The organism is Tissierella sp. MB52-C2 (assembly GCF_030931715.1).
In the GTDB taxonomy this organism is placed as follows: Bacteria; Bacillota; Clostridia; order Tissierellales; family Tissierellaceae; genus Tissierella.
In genome coordinates, this window is sequence record NZ_CP133261.1 from 3,861,065 (window position 1) to 3,877,545 (window position 16,481).

Here is a 16,481-nt window from a genome sequence, read left to right on the forward strand (position 1 = left end):
TATTGATAATATTAAATAAAAACTATTGAGCTTTATTAGATGATAGTCTGGGGGTTCTTTGGATTTTAAAGGACTCGTAGGTTTAGAATGTGTATAGAAAGACTATACCATAAAACTGAAAGGGGATATCATTATGAAAAGTAAGGATAATTATTTAGGGAATGAGAGAAATTTCTTATTTAAAGAATATATTTTAAAACCAACTGACTTTTGTACATGAAATTATACTTTGATATAAAAATTAACTATTTATAATCCTAAACACTTATAAATAGAATTTATAATAAGATAGGTGATTATTATGATAGGTAAAGGAATAAGAAAAACTGATAGCGAGGCACTTTTAGGCGGAAAACCTGTATATACAGATGACTTAGTCTTTCATAGAGATGTTTTAATAGTAAAAATCTTAAGAAGTCCCCATGCATTTGCTAGGATAAAAAATATAAATGTAGATATTGCAAAAAAAGTACCTGGAGTAGTAGATATATATACCTATAAAGATGTTCCGCAGACAAGATATTCAGAATGTGGAGAATCTTTACCAGAGGCTTCTCCCTATGATAGATTAATTTTAGAAGAGATTGTAAGATACGTAGGAGATGAAGTTGCAATAATTGTAGCAGAAGATGAAAAAACAGCGGAAAAGGCAAAGAAGCTAATAAAAGTAGAATATGAAGTATTTGAGCCAATATTAGACCCAGAGAAAGCTGAAAATAGTACAATCAGAATCCATGAAGATGATAGTATCATTTCCCCCTTTGACTTTGGATATAACAATAAGAAAAACATAGTATCTGAGTTTAATTATGGTCACGGAGATGTAGAAGAAGAATTCAAAAATTGTGAAGTTATAATAGAAAGAACTTATCAAACACAGGCTCAAGCTCATTGTATGATGGAAACTCTTAGGGCTTATTCTTATCTTGATGAAAGAGGAAGAATGAATATAATATCAGCAAATCAATCTGTTTACCATATGAGAAGACAAACGGCTAAAGCTATAGGGCTTCCCATATCAAAGGTTAGAGTTATAAAACCAAGAATAGGCGGAGGTTTTGGCGGAAAGAATGTGGCAATTACAGAACCCTTTGTAGCCTTTGCAACATTAAAAACTGGAAGACCTTGTAAACTAATATTAAGCAGAAAAGAAACTTTTAGTGCAACCAGTGTTCGTCATCCTATAAAAGTAAGTGTAAAAATAGCTTCAGATAAGGAAGGAAATATAAAAGCTATTTATATGAAAGCCCTAAACAATACAGGTGCATATGGGTCAAATGGTCCAGCTGTAACTATGGAAGTAGGACAAAATTCATTGCCTCTATATGCTAAAGTACCTGCCATAAAATTTGAGGGAAAAACCGTTTATACAAATATGGTGCCCTCAGGCCCCCTAAGAGGATATGGTGCAACTCAAGGTAGTTTTGCTATGGATTCAGCCATAAATGAGTTGGCTATTGAATTGGGAATGGACCCTATAGAACTTAAATTAAAGAACACCATAAGAAAAGGTGCTGTAGGAGGAATTATTCCTCAATCCATTAAGAGTTTCAATATAGAAAAATGTATAGAAAGAGGTAAAGAATTAATAGACTGGGATGAAAAATATCCTAGAAAAGAAATATCACCTAACAAGGTTAGGGGAATAGGTATGGCTACTGCTATTCATAGTTCAGGAATCTCAGGAATAGATGCTGCTTCTGTATTGATGAGATTAGAAGAAGATGGAACATATAGACTATTCACCGCTTCTTCAGATTTAGGCACAGGCTCAGACACCATACTTTGTCAAATAGCAGCTCATGCCTTAAATACCGATATGGATGGAGTAAATATTCATGTGGGAGATACAGATGCTTGTCCTTATGATACGGGAGCATATGCTTCATCTACAACTTATGTAACTGGAAATGCAGTAGTTAGAGCAGCAGAAAAATTAAAATTAAAAATAATAGATAAAGCATCTAAAAAACTTAATATGCCTAGTATAGACTTAGTTCTTGAAAAGGACAGAGTAAGACATAAAGAGGATGAAAGTATGTTTATACTTCTAAGGACAATAGGTGAAGAAGCTGTAGTAGGTCAAGATGCAGAAGTTTTAATGGCAGATGCTACCTATGGAACTGATTATACTCCAAGACCTTTTTTAGCAGGATTTGCAGAGGTAGAAGTCGATACATTTACTGGGCAAGTAGAACTTGTTAATTATGTAGTAGCAGCAGACTGTGGAACAGTGATCAATCCAACTTTAGCAAAGATTCAATTGGAAGGCGGATTAACTCAAGGTATAGGTTTAGCAATGTTTGAGGATGTTAAATACACTAAAGAAGGAAAATTGATTACAGACAGTTTCCTTCAATATAATGTTCCCACTAAGAAAGACATAGGCAATATAACTGTAGAATTCCAATCTGATTATGAGCCAACAGGACCTTTTGGAGCAAAGTCTATTGCTGAATCGGCAGTTCATACGCCACCACCAGCTATAGCCAATGCTATTTATAATGCTGTAGGTGTATATATAAGAGATTTGCCCATAACTTCAGAGAAAGTTTATAAAGGTATGAAAGAATTAAGAGGCCAAAAAAGTTAGGAGGTTTTCAATGTTAATTATTAAAGGTAAGTACTTAGTAGCTTCAGCAGAAGATATTTATATAGATTATTCCTTAGTAGTAGAAGGAGAAAATATAGTAGAATTATTACCAAATAGTGAAGCAGAAAACAAATATCCCAATGTAGAAGTCATAGATAAATCTGACTCTATTATTATGCCAGGATTTATCAATGGTCATATGCATCAGTATGGTGTTCTTTCAAGAGGAATACCTGCAAATGTGGAATTCAAGGATTTTGAAGGTTTTCTATGGGATTATTGGTGGCCTTTCATAGAGAATAGAATCGGACTAAAGGAAGTAAAGGCAACGACTAAGGCTTCGGCAATTGAACTTATAGAATCGGGAGTAATAGGATTTTGCGATACATTAGAGGCTCCTAATACTGAAGAGGGTACTTTAATAGAACAAGGAAAAATTCTAGAGGAAATAGGAATGAAAGCAGTTTTATCACTAGAAAGTTGTGAAAGAATAAGTTATGACAATGGAGTTAAATGTTTAGAAGAGAATGAATCATTAATAAATTGGAGTAGAAAAAACAGCAAAAATATTGGTGGAATTATGTGTACACATACTACTTTTACCTGTTCAGATAAGTTTCTAAAATTAGCTCAGGAAAAGGCAAATAGTCTAGATGCACCATGGCAATTTCATTTATCTGAAAGCATATATGAAGTAAACCATTGTTTAAAAGATTATGGGAAAAGACCGGTTAATTATTTAAATGATTTAGGACTACTGAATGAGAATGTCTTAGCATCTCAATGTGTGAAGGTAGATAAAAATGAAATCAAAATTTTGAAGGAAAAAGGTGTCAAGGTAGTTCATATGCCTTTAAGTAATTGTGAAGTAGGTGGAGGATTTGCTCCAATACCAGACTTATTAGAGGCTGGGGTAGAAGTAGCCCTTGGAACTGATGGATATATAAATGATTTCTTTACTGTAATGAAAGCAGCATTTTTGCTGCATAAGGCAAGTAAAGAGGATGCATCTGTGATGCCAGCCAATAAGGTTTTCCAAATGGCTACAGAATACGGTGCTAAAGTACTTGGGTGGAATAATACAGGAAAGTTAGTTGAAGGAAATAAAGCAGATTTCATAATTATGGAAGATAAGTTTAAAACTCCCGTTACAATAGATAATATATTTGATCAAATAGTAGTTCAGGGACAAAAGGAATTTATCCATAGTGTTTATATAGATGGAAATCCAATATTAAAAGATAGAAGGTTACAAGGTATAAATAAGGAAGAAGTCTCACAAGACATGAGAAAAGTGGCAGAAGAATTTTGGAAGTTCTAAATCGAAGGAGGAATTCAAATGTACAATTTATTAGGGGTTGAATTAAAATCACCAATTATCATAGGCTCAGGCCCTTTATCATATAATGCAGAATCTATGAAAAGATTATCAGATGCAGGAGCAGGTGCAGTAGTTACAAAGACAATTAGAAAAGAAAGAGCAATAAATCCGGCACCTCATATGGTGAAAAGTACAAATAGCTCTCTTATAAACAATGAGAAGTGGACAGATTTTGAACCGGAAAGATGGATAGATGAAGAAATACCAAAACTAAAGGAAATGGGAGTTGTGACCATAGCATCTGTTGGACATACATTAGAGGAAAGTAGTGAGCTAGTAGAAAAGGTAGCAAAAGCTGGAGCAGACATAATTGAACTAGTATCCTATGATTATACAGATCTTATTCCAATAGTTAAAGATACAAAGAAAAGAGTTAGTATTCCAGTTATAGCAAAGCTTCCACCTATGATTGAAAACATAGGAGATTTCTGTAAGGAACTAGAAGAAGCAGGGGTAGATGCTATTACTGCTTGCGATTCAGTAGGACCAGCCTTTAGAATCGATATAGAAACTGGAAAACCTCTATTAGGTGGAAATGGATTTGGATGGTTAACAGGTGAAGTTATAAAGCCAATTACTCTTCATAAAATATATGAAATAAGAAGAAAAGTAAATGTACCTATTATTGGACTAGGCGGATGTATGACAGGTAGCGATGCAGTGGAGATGGTAATGGCAGGAGCTAACTTCATTGGAGTTTGTACTTTACCTATATTAAGGGGAGAAGCTTCATTAGGTAAATTATTTAATGATTTTAAGGCTCATCTTCATAGACTTGGATATAACTCCATAGACGAAGCTTGTGGTATAGTTCATCAATATATGGGTGATATAAATGAAAGAACTAAGTTTGAATTTATATATGATGAAGAAAAATGTACTAGATGTAATCTTTGTGTAAAAGTATGTGCCTATAAAGCAAGGACTTTAAACGAGACTATGGAATTAGATAAAGAAGAATGCAGATATTGTGGACTTTGTGCTTCTGTATGTCCAACTAAGGCTCTTGAAGTTCATGAATTACAAAAGGCATATAATTAATATAAAGTTGGTGGACAAATGAAAATCTTAATAAAAAATGGATTAATAGTAGATGGAAGCTTGAATAAGCCATTTATAGGAGATATTTTAATAGAAGATAATAGAATTAAAAAGATTGGAATAATAGCTGAAGATGCAGATGAAATAGTTGATGCTAGGGAGAGAGTAATCTCTCCTGGCTTCATAGATACCCATAGTCATTCAGATACCACTATACTAGTGAATCCATATAATGAAATAAAAATCAGACAAGGTATAACTACTGAAATACTAGGACAAGATGGTCGTTCCATGGCTCCTTTACCAAAGAAGTATATAAATCAGTGGAGGAAAATCAATGCTGCCTTCAATGGGGATAGTGATGAAATAGACTGGAGTTATGAAACTACAGAAAACTATTTAAATATGATGAAAGAAAAAGGTGTAGGATTAAATCAAGGATATTTAGTTCCCCATGGAAATATTAGACTAGAAGCTATAGGACTAGAAGATAAAAAAGCAAGTTCTAGTGACTTAGAAAAGATGAAGGAAATTACAAGGAGAGAAATGAAAGGTGGGGCACTTGGTCTTTCTACTGGACTTATTTATGCTCCTTGTGTTTATGCAGATACAGAAGAATTAATTGAAATCTGTAAAGTGGTAGCTGAATTTAATGGAATATTTGCAATACATCAAAGATCAGAAGCCGATACTATTATTGAGTCTATGAAGGAAGTAATCAAAATAGGAAGAGAATCGGGAGTAAAAATACATTTTTCACATTTTAAAGTATGTGGGAAGAATAACTGGAAGTATTTAGATGAGGCTTTTAAATTATTGGAAGAAGCTAAAAAAGAAGGTATTAGAGTTTCCTTTGACCAATATCCTTATGTGGCAGGAAGCACCAGTCTAGGGGTTATATTACCACCTTGGGTTCACGAAGGTGGAACAGAAAAGCTGCTAGAAAGATTAGAGAGTAAGGAAAATAGGGAAAGAATAATAAAGGATATAGAAAATGGTATTCCGGGGTGGGATAATTTTGTTGACTTTGCAGGACTAGACCAAATTTTTATTACTTCAGTAAATAAGGCTAAAAATAAATCTCTAGTAGGTAAAAATCTTATTGAATTAGGAGAAGTAAAAGGTAAAGACCCTTATAATGCTACCTTTGACCTTATTTATGATGAAGGAAATTCCATAAATATGGTTGATTTTTATGGATTAGAAGAACATATTATAAAGATACTAAGAAGACCAGAGCATAATCTTTGTACAGATGGAATGCCATCGGATAATCCTCATCCAAGATTATACGGTTCATTTCCAAGGGTACTAGGTAAATATGTAAGGGAAGAAAAGGCTCTTACTTTAGAAGAAGCCATATATAAAATGACTAAAAAGCCAGCAGAAACTTTAAAGATTAAAGATAGAGGAGAAATAAAAGAAGGTTATTTTGCAGATATTGTAATTTTTAATTTAGAAAAAATAGCAGATAAAGGAACTTATGTAGAACCTAAACAATATCCAGTGGGGATAGATTATGTTATAATAAACGGAAACATAGTAATAAATAACGGAGAGTATAATGAAATTTTAGCTGGAAGTATATTAAGGAGTTGAAACCATGGGAATTATAATAACTAATGGAAGAATAGTAAGCTCAGAAGGTATACTAGAAAAAGACGTTCGTATAGTGGGAGAAAAAATAGTAGAAATAGGATTAAATATATCTAAAGCTGGAGATAAAATAATAGATGCTAAAGGCTCATATATAATGCCAGGAGCCATAGATGTCCATACGCATTTTGATGCAGATGCCTGTGGAATTGTGGCAGATAGCTTCTACACAGGAACTAAAGCTGCTATTTCAGGTGGAACAACTACTATTATTGATTTTGCTGAACAAGTGAAAGGTGGCACATTGAGAGAAGCTTTAAACCAGTGGAATGAGAAAACCGAGGATAATACATATACCGATTATGGATACCATATGACCATATCCGATTGGAATAAAGAAACGCAAAAGGAAATGGAAGATATGGTGAAAGAAGGTATAACTTCCTTTAAGATGTTTTTTGCATATAAGGATTTGCAGGTTGGCGATGGAGCTATATATGAAGCCTTAAAAAAATCTAAAGAATTAGGAGTTTTAATATCATTTCACTGTGAAAATGGCTATATAATAGATAAGCTTAGGGAAGAGGCTATATTAAATGGAAATATAGAACCCATATTTCATATGGAAACAAGACCTCCAGCCTTAGAAAGAGAATCTATATCAAGGCTTATTTCCATAGGAGAAGTGGTAAATACTCCTGTTTACATAGTTCATTTAAGTTCAAAGGAAGGTTATGAGGAAATTCAGAGGGCTAAGGAAAGGGGACAAAAGGTATTAATAGAAACATGTCCTCAGTATCTATTACTAAATAAGGACTATTATTTACCTAGGGGTCAAGACTCCTTTGAAGGAGCAAAGTATGTAATGTCACCACCCCTAAGAGATATTGAAAGCAATAAAGTTTTATGGAAGGGATTAAATCTAGGTGAAATAGATGTAGTAGCTACAGATCATTGTGCTTTTAATTACAAGGTGCAAAAAGAATTAGGTATAGATGACTTTACTAAAATTCCTAACGGGGCTCCTGGAGTAGAGAATAGATTTAAACTTATATATACTTATGGGGTCAGGGAGAAAAAAATTACAATGGAGAAACTAGTGGAAGTTCTTTCAGAAAATCCCGCAAAGATATTTGGATTATATCCTAAGAAAGGGGTTATCAAAGAAGGAAGTCATGCTGATATTGTAATATTTAATCCAGAATATAAATCTATAATAAAGGCAGAAGAACAAATTCAAAATGTAGACTATAATTTATATGAAGGATTTATCCAATATGGAAGGTTCGAATATATCTTTTTAAGGGGGCAGATAATAGTTGAAAAAGAAAAAATAATAAATTCTACACCTACTGGAAAATATCAAAGAAGAGGTAAACCTAAATTTCATAACAACTAGGAGGTATCAGTATGAAGAAAGTTCCTGTTAAAGAAGCTATAGGTATGGTCCTATGTCACGATATTACTGAAATTATACCAGGAGAGTTTAAAGGAGTCGCCTTTAAAAAAGGCCATATAATCAAGGAAGAAGACGTAGAAAGATTATTAAACCTAGGGAAAAACAATATATATATTTGGGAAGTAAAAGAGGGAGTCATACATGAAAATCAAGCTGCCGGAAGAATAGCTAAAGCCGCCATAGGTTCACATATAGAAATAACTGAACCGAAGGAAGGAAAGGTTTCCCTTAAGGCAAAGATAAAGGGTTTATTAAAGGTAAATATAAAAGCTTTAGAAATGATTAATGATATTGATGAAGCCATGTTTGCCACTCTTCATACTGATATTATAGTAAATAAAGGGATGGAGTTAGGAGGAACAAGAATTATTCCTCTTGTTATTGAAGAAACTAAGATAATAGAAATAGAAAACATATGTAAAGAAGAAGGGCCGATTATAGAAGTTTTGCCTCTAAATCCTATGAAGGTAGGGATTATCACTACAGGAAGTGAAGTATTTACAGGTAGAATAGAGGATAAATTTGGTCCAGTATTAACTAAAAAAGTAGAAGACCTAAATGGAAAGGTCATAAAGCAAGAATTCGCCCCAGACGATGCTTCTATTATATCTAATAAGATAAAGCAGCTTATTGACTTAGGTGTAGATATTATCCTAACCACAGGTGGAATGTCTGTTGATCCAGATGATGTCACTCCAACGGGAATAAAAAATGCAGGAGCAAATATAGAGACTTATGGAGCACCTACTCTTCCTGGAGCCATGTTTTTATTATCATATATTGGAGATGTACCAGTACTAGGATTACCAGGATGCGTTATGTACTGTAAGACAACAATATTTGATTTAGTGCTTCCAAGATTAATGGCTGGAGAGAGAATAAGTAAAAAGGATATACGTAGACTTGGACATGGTGGACTTTGTCTAAACTGTGAAATCTGTATATTTCCTAATTGTAGCTTTGGTAAATGGTAATAGACTATAATAGAAGGTGATATAATGGATACAATAGTCATAAGAGGTGGTGGAGACTTAGCCACTGGAATTGGATATAGATTATTTAAATCAGGATATAAGGTTATAATTTTAGATATAGATAAACCTTTGGCTATTAGACGAACTGTAGCCTTTAGTGAAGCTGTATATAATGGAGAAATAACAGTGGAAGGGGTTAAGGCTATATTAGGAAGGGATATAGAAGATATTTATGAAATATTAAATAGAAATTGTATTCCTGTATATATAGATGAAAAGGGAGATATTATAAAAGAAATAAGACCTTTAGCAGTAGTAGATGCTATTATTGCCAAGAAGAATTTGGGAACCAATAGGGCAATGGCTCCCATAACCATAGGAGTAGGTCCAGGATTTGAAGCAGGAGTAGATGTTGATTTAGTAGTAGAAAGTAAAAGGGGACATTATTTGGGAAAAGTTATATATAAGGGAAAAGCAATAGAGAATACAGGAATACCAGGAGAAACGATGGGATATAGGGAAGAAAGAATAGTTAGAGCGCTGGATAGTGGAATGGTAGAAACATTTTTTAACATAGGAGATACTGTAGAAGTAGGAGATATAATTTGCAAAGTAGGAAATGTAGATGTAAAGGCTCAGATACCAGGTATACTTAGAGGAATGATAAAGGAAGGTCTAAAGGTACCAAAGGGATTAAAAATAGGAGATATTGATCCTAGGGGAATAAGAGACTATGCCTTTACCATTTCAGATAAGGCTATGGCTATTGGTGGTGGAGTATTAGAAGGAATACAGTATTTGAAAATGGAAAGGGGAATTTAATATGGCAGATTTGTTTGTAATGAAAAAGGCTTTAGAGGATATAGAAAATGGAAAAGACTTAGCTATAGCAACTATTACTAAAGCCGAAGGCTCTGCTCCAAGGAGAGAGGGAACAAATATGGCAGTATTAGAGGATGGAACTATTCATGGTACTATTGGTGGTGGAAAACTGGAAAAAAAGATTATAGAATTATGCATTGAAGCCATAAAAGAAGGAAAGAGTTATGGTATAAATCTTCCATTAAATTCAGAAGGGTTAGGAATGATTTGTGGTGGAGAAGTAGATGTATTTATAGACGTATATAAACAAAAACCAAAGCTATTAATTGCTGGTGGAGGTCATGTAGGATATGCTATATATGAGCTTGCTAATTTTTTAGGTTTTAATACAGTAATTTTTGAAGATAGGGAAGAATTTCTAAATGAAGAAAGATTTCCTTTAGCCCACGGATTAATTTTAGGAGATATAAAAGAAAAGTTAGAGAGTTATCCTATAGACGATAATACCTATGTTGTTATAGTTACTAGAGGTCATGCATATGATGAAGAGGCCATAGAAGCAGTAGCCAATAGTAATGCAAAATATATTGGAGCTATGGGCTCTAAGAAAAAGGTAATAACCATGATGAAGAGTTTAAAAGAGAAGGGATTATCTGAAGAAAACTTAGACAAAATATATGCTCCAATAGGTCTTAAAATATCTGGTGGAAGTCCAGAAGATATAGCCATGAGCATAATGGCTGAAATCCAACTAATAAGAAATAATGGGGAACCTGCGCATATGAAATATAGCTAATAATAATTCCGATTTCTGGTGTGGGCTACCAAAAATCGGAATTATTTGTGGAGGGGTAGAATGGAAAGATATAAGAGAAATTATTCATCTGTATCAAAAGAAGAACAAGAAACTCTAGGAAATGTTACAGTAGCCATAGTAGGTTTAGGCGGTCTTGGAGGTTATGTTTTAGAAAACTTAGTTAGACTAGGAGTAAGAAATTTTCACCTAATAGATAAGGATGTATTTGATATAACCAATTTGAATAGACAAGTATTGGCAACTGAAAAGAATTTAGGTAAAATTAAAGTAGAAGAAGGACTAAATAGAGCATTGGCAATTGATCATAATGTGAAAGCTAAGATATTCCATTCTAAGATAGATGACAATAGTATTGAAATGTTAGAAGGGGTAGATATAGTTGTTGATTGTTTGGATTCTATTGAAGGAAGGTGTCAACTTGAAACCTTATGTGATAAAATGGACTTATATTTAATACATGGAGCCATAAGGGGATACTATGGACAAGTGGCTGTTTCAAAACCAGATAATAGGATTTTCACTAAAATATATGGAAGATCCAAGATAGATGATGAATCCTTAGGAAACCTTCCCATGACTTGCATGATGACTGCTTCATTACAAGTAAATTTATTGTTAAAGGTTTTATTTAATAAGGCAATAGAAGATGAATTAATATTATTAGATTGTAAGGACATGGAAATAGAGAAATTAAAAATAAACGGAGACCTTATGTAGGTGATAGAGTTGAATTCTAATGAATATATAAAAAAATTAATAGAAAACATACCTTTAGGAATAGCAATAACAGATAAAAATGGTTTTATTAAGAATGTAAATAATGCACTATTAGATATGTTTGGATATGAAATAGATGAATTATTAAATCAGGCTATATCCAATATCTTTGAAGGATATAAGAAGGTGCAAGATGTATTATTATCAGGAAATAATATTATAGATGAAGAAGTATATGTAAATGCGAGAAGGAATAAGTTGAGATTTAATTTATCTGTTTATCCTATTTTGAATTCCAACAAGAAAATTATTGATATTGTCTATATATTTAATGATATAAAAAAGGAAAGAAAGTTAGCAAGCCATATAATGGATAATCATGCCATATATACATTTGATAAAATTGTTTCTAAAGATAAAAACTTTAGTAAACTTATAGAATTTGCAAAAAAAGTGGCTGACTCCAAATCCACCATACTTATTATGGGGGAATCAGGTACTGGAAAAGAGATATTAGCTCAATCAATTCATAATTACAGTAATAGAAAAGATGAGGCCTTTATAGCCATAAATAGTGGTGCCATACCTAAGAGCCTTATAGAGTCGGAACTATTTGGTTATGAAGAGGGAGCATTTACAGGAGCAAAAAAGACAGGTCAGCCAGGTAAGTTTGAAATAGCTCATAAGGGAACTATATTCTTAGATGAAATAGGAGAAATGCCCTTAGAATTACAAACTAGGTTACTTAGGGTAGTTGAGGAAGGAATAGTCTCTAGAATAGGTTCTACAGACCAAATAGCAGTAGATGTCAGGATTATAGCTGCAAGTAATAAGAATTTAAAAGAAGAAGTAAAAAAAGGAAATTTTAGAGAAGATTTGTTTTATAGACTAAATGTTCTTCCTATGACCATATTACCCCTAAGGGAAAGAATAGAGGATATTCCATTATTGGTAGAATATTTTATGAAGAAAATATCAAAAAGATTAAATAAAAAAGAAGTTGAAATTACTAAAGAACAAATGGATAGATTAATGGAATATTCTTGGCCTGGTAATGTAAGGGAATTGGAAAATCTAGTGGAATTTATAATAAATTTAGAATATGTACCAATTAATTTATTAATTGAGAAGGAAACTTATAAGCCTATAGAACTAGTATTAGTATATAATGATTTATCCTTAGAAACTATGGAGAAAAACCATATTATAAAGGTGCTTAAAATAAATAATGGAAATATAACTACTACTGCCGAGGCCCTTGGCATAAGTAGAAATACCTTGTATAGAAAGATTGAAAAATACGAAGTGGATTGTTAGTTTATGGGACATAGTTCCAATATGGAACGGAAGAATTGCGCTATAATGGAACTAAATTAAAGTAAAGTCCTTGGAATTCAGTAATTCCAAGGACTTTACTTTTGGCATATATATTGCAATATATTTAGAATAATTAAATACTAAACAAAGTTATTTTAATATTCAAATAAAGGAGGCAGTTATATGTATGGTTATATGGGTAAAATTTTAAGGGTTAATCTCACAGATAGAACATGGAGCGTAGAGGATCTAGATATTAATGTGGCACAAAAGTATCTTGGTTCTAGGGGACTTGGAGTTAAGATTATGATGGATGAAGTGCCAGCTAATGTAGATCCTTTCAGTCCAGAAAATAAATTAATAATAGCTTCTGGTGGATTAACAGGTGCGCCAGTGCCGACATCAGGTAGATATATGGCAATTACAAAATCACCTTTAACAGGTACAATTGCCATAGCGAACTCAGGTGGACATTGGGGCCCTCAATTTAAGGCTACAGGTCATGATTTAGTTATATTTGAAGGTAAATCAGATAGGCCAGTATATTTATATATTAACGATAATACAGTAGAAATAAGAGACGCAGAACATCTTTGGGGGAAAACTTTATCTGAAACTACTGAAATACTACAAGAAGAATTTGAAGGGTGTAAGACTTTAGCCATAGGGCCTGCAGGAGAAAGATTATCTTTACTATCTGCCATAATGAATGATGTAGATAGAGCAGCAGGTCGTGGTGGAGTTGGTGCTGTAATGGGCTCAAAGAATCTAAAGGCCATAGCTGTAAAGGGAACAAATAAAGTAAAGTTATTTAATGAAGAGAAAACAAAAGAAGTATCACAAGGAAAGGTGAAAATACTTCGAGAAGACCCAGTTGCAGGTGAAGGACTTCCAACCTATGGTAGTGCTGTATTAGTTAATATAATAAATGAATCTGGTATACTACCAGTTAAGAATTTCCAGGAGTCCTATACTGATAAGGCAGATATAATATCTGGAGAATCACTGACTGAAAATCATTTAGTTAAGAAGGCGGCTTGTTATAGATGCCCTATAGCTTGTGGTAGAGTTGTAAAATTAGCTGATGGCACAGTAGTTGGAGGACCTGAATATGAAACTTTATGGGCATTTGGTTCAGATTGTGATATATATGACTTAGATGCAATAAATGAAGCAAATATGCTTTGTAACGAATATGGTATAGATACTATTTCCACAGGCGCAACTATTGCAGCAGCTATGGAACTTTATGAAAAAGGATATATTAAGGATGAAGATATTGAAGCCGATGGACTTAGCCTAAAATGGGGAGATAGAGATGCTATAATTGGTTGGACTAAGAAAATGGCATTAAAGGAAGGCTTTGGAGCTAAACTTTCCGATGGTTCCTATAGATTGGCAGAATCCTTAGGAGCACCAGAATTATCTATGACGGTAAAGAAACAGGAACTACCAGCTTATGACCCTAGAGGAGTGCAAGGCCATGGTTTAACCTATGCTGTAAATAATAGAGGTGGATGTCATATTAAGGGATATATGATAAGTCCTGAAATATTAGGATATCCTGAAAAATTAGATAGATTCTCATTAGAAGGTAAGGCGGCTTATACTAAAATATTCTTAGATTTAACAGCAGTAATAGATGCCATTGGTCTTTGTGTATTTAGTACATTTGGACTTGGATTACCAGATTATGTAGATATGTATAATGCAGTAGCAGGAGATATATATACTAATGAAACATTATTACAAGCAGGAGAAAGAATCTGGAATTTAGAGAAACTTTTCAACCTAAGAGAGGGAATAGATAGTTCCCATGATAAACTTCCTAAGAGACTATTAGAAGATCCGATACAAAATGGACCGTCTAAAGGGCACACTCATAAACTTAGTGAACTTCTACCAGAATATTATGCTGCTAGAGGCTGGGATGAAGGTGGAATACCTACAGAAGAAACCTTAGAAAGATTAGGTCTAGAAGAATATAAAGAATATATAATGAAAGAAATGGCATAAGATTAGGCTCCTTCGGGAGCCTGAATATTTATTATGGAGGTGAAATGGTGATTAATATTGAAGTAAGGCTCTTTGCAACCTTTAGGGAAGGTCGGGAGAAAAAGTACTTTTTGAGACTTCTTGAGGGAACTAGTATATTAGATATACTTAAGATGCTAAATATAGATGAAAAGGAAGTAAGTATAATGTTATTAAATGGAATGGATGGTGAGTCAGATAGGGAACTTTCTGATGGAGATGTATTATCTTTATTTCCACCAGTAGGTGGTGGATAAAATAACTCCGATTTTTGGCGCTTGTACCAGAAATCGGAGTTATTTTATTTATCTATATTAGAATATTTCTTATAAAGAACTCTTATTTGATTATATCTACTTTACTCCTATATAATAATATGAGAAATTGTTAAAGGAGTGACATTCATGCTAAAATTACCAGAGAACTTTGAGAGCTACGAAGAAGCTAGAAGGGAAGGCTTCTTAAAGGTAAAGGCTTTAAAGGAAAAAGGAACTCCAGTAGTTGGAGTTTTTTGTACATATACACCTATTGAACTTATTCATGCTGCGGGGGCTGTGGCAGTTAGTCTATGTGGTACTTCTGATGTACCAATACATCATGCAGAAAAACATCTGCCTAAAAACCTATGCCCCCTTATAAAGTCTAGTTATGGATTTGCAGTATCAGATACCTGTCCATATTTTTATTTCTCTGATTTAGTAGTTGGCGAGACAACCTGTGATGGTAAAAAGAAAATGTATGAATTATTAAATGAATTAAGACCTACTCATGTCATGCACTTACCTCAAGGACAAGATAAAGAACATGGATTTAAATATTGGAGAGAAGAATTAGTTAGACTAAAGGAAGTCCTAGAAGAAAAATTCAATTTAGAGATTACAGAGGAAATGTTAAGAGATGAAATAAGGGAAAGAAATAGAGAAAGAAAAGTACTACTAGACTTCTATGAACTAGGTAAATTAAATCCTTCGCCAATATCAGGTCACGAAGTAAATGAAACCATGGAAGCTTTAGGTTTTCAATTCGATAGAAAAGCTCAATGTGACTTTATAGAAGAAAGAACTAAAGAGTTAAGAAAGAAATATGAAAACGAATTAAAAGGAACAAAGTCAAATAGACCGAGGATACTTATTACTGGCTGCCCTGTAGGAGGAGTAAGGGAAAAGGTTCTAAAAACCATAGAGGATTCAGGAGCGGATATAGTTGCTTTTGAAAACTGTAGTGGAGTAAGAGAAAAAGCTAACTTAGTTGATGAAACCATAGACCCAATAGATGCCTTAACAGAAAAATATTTAAATGTAAGTTGTTCTGTTATGACGCCAAACCCAAGGAGATTTGAAGCCTTAGATGAAATGATAGATGAATATGAAATTGATGGAGTAATAGAAGTAGTCCTTCAAGCCTGTCATACATTTAATGTAGAGTCATATAATATAAAAAGGTTTGTAACAGAGAAGAAGGATAAACCATATCTATATATTGAAACAGATTATTCAAAGTTAGATGTGGGGCAGATAAACACCAGAATAAATGCATTTTTGGAGATGATATAATAAATCCGATTTTTGAAGCCTGGCTCCAAAAATCAAAAAGTACAGCTAAAGAGTTATTGACAATGATATTGTAAAAAAGCATCTCGCAGTTGACAGTTTAAATTTATTATGATATAAAAACTATTAGCATTTCAGCTGAAATTGCTAATAGTTTTATTATTTTAAATGAGGATATGA

13 protein-coding genes are annotated in these 16,481 nt (G+C 33.2%); all 13 read left to right on the forward strand.

Translation table 11 applies throughout. From position 1 onward, the window contains the following. Nucleotides 1–301: 301 nt before the first annotated feature. The 13 genes from RBU61_RS19295 to RBU61_RS19355 all read left to right on the forward strand — a co-directional run bounded on the left by RBU61_RS19295 (nucleotide 302) and on the right by RBU61_RS19355 (nucleotide 16,304). Nucleotides 302–2,593, forward strand: coding sequence for a molybdopterin cofactor-binding domain-containing protein (locus tag RBU61_RS19295; RefSeq protein WP_308877314.1), 2,292 nt, complete (start codon nucleotides 302–304; stop codon nucleotides 2,591–2,593). Nucleotides 2,594–2,603: 10 nt separating this feature from the next. Then, a complete protein-coding gene (locus tag RBU61_RS19300; RefSeq protein WP_308877315.1) occupies nucleotides 2,604–3,914 on the forward strand; it encodes an amidohydrolase family protein in 1,311 nt (436 codons plus the stop codon). Nucleotides 3,915–3,932: 18 nt separating this feature from the next. Then, nucleotides 3,933–5,015: a 4Fe-4S binding protein gene (locus tag RBU61_RS19305; protein WP_308877316.1), complete on the forward strand. Its 1,083-nt coding sequence runs from the start codon at nucleotides 3,933–3,935 to the stop codon at nucleotides 5,013–5,015. Between the two features lie 18 nt (nucleotides 5,016–5,033). Continuing rightward, nucleotides 5,034–6,614 (forward strand): D-aminoacylase, encoded by a 1,581-nt coding sequence (locus tag RBU61_RS19310; protein ID WP_308877317.1) that lies wholly within the window; start codon nucleotides 5,034–5,036, stop codon nucleotides 6,612–6,614. Nucleotides 6,615–6,618: 4 nt separating this feature from the next. Further along, a complete protein-coding gene (gene hydA / locus RBU61_RS19315) occupies nucleotides 6,619–8,010 on the forward strand; it encodes a dihydropyrimidinase (RefSeq protein WP_308877318.1) in 1,392 nt (463 codons plus the stop codon). An 11-nt stretch (nucleotides 8,011–8,021) separates the two neighbouring features. Beyond that, the gene (locus RBU61_RS19320) at nucleotides 8,022–9,044 is read left to right on the forward strand and encodes a molybdopterin-binding protein (RefSeq protein WP_308877319.1); all 1,023 of its coding nucleotides are present in this window, start codon (nucleotides 8,022–8,024) and stop codon (nucleotides 9,042–9,044) included. A 24-nt stretch (nucleotides 9,045–9,068) separates the two neighbouring features. After that, complete coding sequence (gene yqeB, locus RBU61_RS19325; RefSeq protein ID WP_308877320.1) at nucleotides 9,069–9,866, forward strand: selenium-dependent molybdenum cofactor biosynthesis protein YqeB; 798 nt, start codon at nucleotides 9,069–9,071, stop codon at nucleotides 9,864–9,866. Nucleotide 9,867: 1 nt separating this feature from the next. Next, on the forward strand, nucleotides 9,868–10,662 hold the full coding sequence (locus tag RBU61_RS19330; RefSeq protein ID WP_308877321.1) for an XdhC/CoxI family protein: 795 nt from the start codon (nucleotides 9,868–9,870) through the stop codon (nucleotides 10,660–10,662). 60 nt (nucleotides 10,663–10,722) lie between these two features. After that, complete coding sequence (locus RBU61_RS19335) at nucleotides 10,723–11,400, forward strand: ThiF family adenylyltransferase (RefSeq protein ID WP_308877322.1); 678 nt, start codon at nucleotides 10,723–10,725, stop codon at nucleotides 11,398–11,400. Beyond that, nucleotides 11,401–12,717, forward strand: coding sequence for a sigma 54-interacting transcriptional regulator (locus RBU61_RS19340; RefSeq protein ID WP_308877323.1), 1,317 nt, complete (start codon nucleotides 11,401–11,403; stop codon nucleotides 12,715–12,717). It begins immediately after the preceding gene. Between the two features lie 183 nt (nucleotides 12,718–12,900). Next, nucleotides 12,901–14,733: an aldehyde ferredoxin oxidoreductase family protein gene (locus tag RBU61_RS19345; protein WP_308877325.1), complete on the forward strand. Its 1,833-nt coding sequence runs from the start codon at nucleotides 12,901–12,903 to the stop codon at nucleotides 14,731–14,733. 44 nt (nucleotides 14,734–14,777) lie between these two features. Next, on the forward strand, nucleotides 14,778–15,008 hold the full coding sequence (locus tag RBU61_RS19350; protein ID WP_308877326.1) for a MoaD/ThiS family protein: 231 nt from the start codon (nucleotides 14,778–14,780) through the stop codon (nucleotides 15,006–15,008). 147 nt (nucleotides 15,009–15,155) lie between these two features. Continuing rightward, nucleotides 15,156–16,304: a double-cubane-cluster-containing anaerobic reductase gene (locus RBU61_RS19355; protein WP_308877327.1), complete on the forward strand. Its 1,149-nt coding sequence runs from the start codon at nucleotides 15,156–15,158 to the stop codon at nucleotides 16,302–16,304. The last annotated feature ends 177 nt before the right edge of the window (nucleotides 16,305–16,481 follow it).